At 76.1% G+C, this 4,772-nt stretch carries 1 protein-coding gene; it reads right to left on the reverse strand.

The genetic code is table 11. The features are described from left to right. Positions 1-4,772: type I polyketide synthase (locus ACFV7Q_RS38325; RefSeq protein ID WP_385435578.1), on the reverse strand; the 4,772-nt coding region annotated here is incomplete at both ends.

Genomic DNA, 4,772 nt, shown 5'->3' on the forward strand with positions numbered 1-4,772 from the left:
ACCGCGTCCAGCGCCTCGGCGAACACCGGCCGGGACGCGTACAGCTCGCGGCCCGTGCCGAGGCGCTGGCTGCCCTGCCCGGTGAACAGGAAGGCGGTCCTGCCGCCCTTGGTGACCGTGCCCCGGACCAGCCCGGTGGCCGGCCGCCCGGCGGCGAGTGCGTCGAGAGCGGTGAGGGCCGCCTCACGGTCCTTCGCGACGACCACGGCGCGGTGGTCGAAGGCGGCGCGCGTCGTGGCCAGGGAGTGGGCGAGGTCGGCGAGCGCGAGGTCGGGTCGGTCGTCCACGTGGGTGCGCAGGGCCCGGGCCTGGGCGGCGAGGGCGTCCGCCGTGCGGCCGGAGAGGCACACGGGCAGCACGGCCGGCACCGGCACGTCCTGCGGATCGGAGTCGCGGGCGTCGTCGGGGGTGGTCGGCGCCTGCTCGATGATGGTGTGGGCGTTGGTGCCGCTGATGCCGAACGAGGAGACACCGGCCCGGCGCGGCCGCCCCGTCTCGGGCCACGGCGCGGGTTCGGTGAGCAGGCTGACGGCTCCCGCCGACCAGTCGACGTGCGTCGACGGCTGCTGCGCGTGCAGGGTGCGGGGCAGCGTGCCGTGCTGCATGGCGAGCACCATCTTGATCACGCCGGCGACGCCGGCCGCGGCCTGGGTGTGCCCGAGGTTCGACTTGATGGAGCCGAGGAGCAGCGGCCGGTCGGCGGGCCGGTCCTGGCCGTACGTGGCGAGCAGGGCCTGGGCCTCGATGGGGTCGCCGAGGGTCGTTCCCGTGCCGTGCGCCTCGACGGCGTCCACGTCGGTGACCGTCAGGTCGGCGCTCGTGAGGGCGGCACGGATCACGCGCTGCTGCGAGGGCCCGTTGGGGGCGGTCAGGCCGTTGCTCGCGCCGTCCTGGTTGATCGCCGAGCCGCGGACCACCGCCAGTACCGGGTGGCCGTTGCGGCGGGCGTCCGACAGGCGCTCGACGAGCAGCATGCCGACGCCCTCGCCCCAGCCGGTGCCGTCCGCCGCGGCCGAGAAGGCGCGGCAACGGCCGTCGGCGGACAGGCCGCGCTGACGGCTGAAGCCGACGAAGGTGCCCGGGGTGGCCATGACGGTGACGCCGCCCGCGAGGGCCAGGTCGCACTCGCCGCTGCGCAGGGCCTGGACCGCCATGTGGAGGGCGACCAGCGAGGACGAGCAGGCGGTGTCGATGGTGACGGCGGGGCCTTCGAGGCCGAAGGTGTACGCGATGCGTCCGGAGGCGATGCTGCCGGTGCTGCCGGAGCCCAGCGAGCCGTCCGCGCCGTCCGCGGAACGCTCCAGCAGGGTGGCGTAGTCGTGGTACATCACGCCGGCGAAGACACCGGTGCGGCTGCCGCGCACGTCGGCCGGGTCGATGCCGGCCCGCTCGAACGCCTCCCAGGTGGTCTCCAGGAGCAGTCGCTGCTGGGGGTCGGTGCCGGCCGCCTCGCGCGGGCTGATCCCGAAGAACGTCGGGTCGAACCCGGCGACGTCGTGCAGGAAGCCGCCGTGGCGGGTGTACGAGGTGCCGGGGTGGTCGGGGTCGGGATGGTACAGCGCTTCGACGTCCCAACCACGGTCGGTCGGGAAGCCGGTGATGGCGTCGCCGCCGCTCTCCAGCAGCCGCCACAGCTCCTCGGGGGTGGTGACGCCGCCGGGGTAGCGGCAGCTCATCGCCACGATCACGACCGGGTCGTCCACGTCGGTCGCGCCACCGCGCCCGGAGCCGGGGGCGGGCACCGCGCGGGACGCCTGGTCGTCGTCCGAGCCGAGTTCCGCGCCCAGGTGGCGGGCGAGGACCAGTGAGGTCGGGTAGTCGAAGACCAGCGTGGCGGGCAGTCGGCGGCCGACGGCCGCGCCGAGCCGGTTGCGGAGTTCGACCGCGGTGAGCGAGTCGAAGCCCAGCTCGCTGAAGGCTTGTTCGGGTTCGACGGCGTCCGGGGTGCCGTGGCCGAGGACGTCGGCGACCTGGCTGCGGACGAGGTCGAGGAGCAGCCGCTCCCGCCCGGCGGCGTCGAGGCCGCGCAGGCTCCGTTCCAGGCCGGACGGCTCCGGTCGCCCGGTCCCCGTGCCCGCCGCGGCCGTGCGTCGTACGGGGGTACGAACCAGGCCCCGCAGCAGCGGGGGCACGCCCGTCCCGGCGACCGGCAGGGTCAGCCGCATCGGTACGAGCAGGGCCGGCACCGCGTCACCACCGTCACCACCATCACCGGTGGGGGCGGCGGCGAAGGCGTCGGCGAGGTCGAGGAGGGCGAGGCCGTCGACGGCGGTGAGCCCCTGCACGCCACCGCGCTTCATCCGTTCCAGATCGGCCCGGTCCAGGGCGCCGGCCATGCCGTCGGCGTCCTCCCACAGGCCCCAGGCCAAGGAGAGGGCCGGGAGGCCCTGGGCCCGGCGGTGCTGGGCGAGGGCGTCCAGGAAGGAGTTGGCGGCGGCGTAGTTGCCCTGGCCGGGAGCACCGAACACACCGGCGGCGGAGGAGAACAGCACGAAGGCCGACAGGTCGGCGTCGCGGGTCAGTTCGTGGAGGTGGAGGGCGGCGTCGGCCTTGGGCCGCAGGACGGTGTCGAGGCGTTCGGGGGTGAGGGAGTCGATGACGCCGTCGTCGAGCACACCGGCCGTGTGGACCACACCGGTCAGCGGGTGCTCGTCCGGGATGCCGGCCAGGACGGCGGCGAGGGCCTCTCGGTCGGCGGCGTCGCACGCCGCCCAGGTCACCCGGGCGCCCAGTTCGACCAGCTCGCGGGTGAGGTCCGCCGCCCCGGGCGCCGTGTCGCCTCGGCGGCTCAGCAGGAGCAGGTGTCGTACACCGCGCTCGGCCACGAGGTGCCGGGCGACGAGCCGGCCGAGGGTGCCGGCCGCTCCGGTGACCAGGACGGTCCCCTCGGCGTCGTACACGGGGGCTTCGGCCGGGGTGCCGGCACCGTCGCCGGCGGACGTCTTGGCCAGGCGGGGTGCGTGGGCCGTGCCCGCGCGCAGGGCGACCTGCGGTTCCCGGGAGGCCAGGATGCCGTCCAGGACGGCACCGGGCAGCTCGGCGGGCGGCTCCTCGCCGTCGACGAGGACGAAGCGGCCCGGGTGCTCGGACTGTGCGGAGCGCACGAGGCCCCAGACGGCGGCGTGCACGGGGTCGGGCACGCGGTCGCCGGGGTGGACGGCGGTGGCGCCCCGGGTCAGGAGGACCAGGCGGCTGTCGGCGAGCCGGTCGTCGGCGAGCCAGTGCCGCAGCAGGCGGAGGGTGTCGTGCGCGGCCGTGTGAACGGCCTCGGCGGTGAGCTCCGGCGCGGCGGGGAAGCGAACGAGGACGGTGCCCGGTGCGGGCACGTCGCTGTCGGCGGCCTCCGCCAGCGCCTCGGCCAGGGCCTCGACGACGGACGGCCCGTCGACGACGAGCGTGCGCTCCCCCGCCGCTCCTGGCGCGTCCCCGGCCGGCTCGGGGAGGGTGAGCGGCGTCCATTCCACGTGGAACAGATGGTCGTGGGGGCCGCCCGCCCCGGTGTTCAGCTGCCCGGCCGAGACGGTGCGCAGGGTGAGCGCGGCCACCTCGGCGACGGGCTGCCCGGTGCCGTCGGCGAGGGCCAGCGACACCGTGTCCGGGCCCGCCTTGGACAGCCGTACGCGGAGGGTGGAGGCGCCCACGGCGTGGAGGGACACCCCGGTCCAGGAGAACGGCAGCCGGCCGCTGCCGGTGTCCTCGACGAGCCCGGCGAGGCCGATGGTGTGCAGGGCGGCGTCGAGGAGCGCCGGATGCAACCCGAACAGCGCCGTGTCGGGGAGCAGTTCCGCCGTCGGCTCGATCTCGACGTAGGTCGCGTCGGGGCTCTTCCAGGCCGCGCGGACGCCCTGGAAGGCGGGCCCGTACTGCAGTCCGGCCTCGGCGAGTCCGGCGTACAGCTCGTCGACGGGCAGGGGCGTGGCGCCGGCGGGCGGCCAGGTCCCGGAGGCGGCGGACGGCTGCGGGGCGCCGGTGGCGAGGACGCCGTCGGCGTGCCGGGTCCACGGCACGTCGGTGCCGTCGGGAGCGGCGCCGTCGGCGGCGGGTTCGGGGCGGGAGTGCACGCCGAGGAGGCGGCGGCCGGTGTCGTCGGGGGCTCCGACCCACAGCTGCACCTGCACACCCCCCTGCGGGGGCAGGACGAGCGGTGCGTGGAGGGTGAGTTCCTCCAGGAGGTCGCAGCCGACCTGGTCGCCGGCCCGGATCGCCAGCTCAACGAAGGCGCTGCCGGGCAGCACGGCCGAACCCATGACGGTGTGGTCCGCGAGCCAGGGGTGGGTGTCGAGGGACAGCCGGCCCGTGTAGAGGAAACCGTCGAGGTCGGCGAGGGCGACGGCGGCGCCGAGCAGGGGGTGTCCGGCCGTTCCCAGGCCGGCCGCGGAGACGTCGGCGGGCGGGCGTCCGGCGTCGAGCCAGTAGGGCTCGCGCTGGAAGGCGTAGGTGGGGAGGTCGACGCGCTGGGCGCCGGTGCCGGCGTAGTACGCGTCCCAGTCGACGGCCGTGCCGCGGACGTGGAGCCGCGCGAGGGCGCCGGTCAGGGTCTCGTTCTCCGGGCGGCCGGCGCGCAGTACGGGGACGAAGCCGGCGGTGCCGGTGGGGTCGGGGAGGCAGTCCTGGGCGAGGGCCGAGAGGACGGCGTCCGGGCCGATCTCCAGGAAGTGGACGGTGTTGCGGGCGGCGAGGGCGCGGATGCCGTCGAGGAAGCGGACGGTCTCGCGGACGTGCCGCACCCAGAAGTCGGCCGAGGCCATCTCCCCGCCCGCAAGGGCGCCGGT

The sequence above is a fragment of the Streptomyces sp. NPDC059851 genome (assembly GCF_042732005.1).
Lineage (GTDB): Bacteria > Actinomycetota > Actinomycetes > Streptomycetales > Streptomycetaceae > Streptomyces.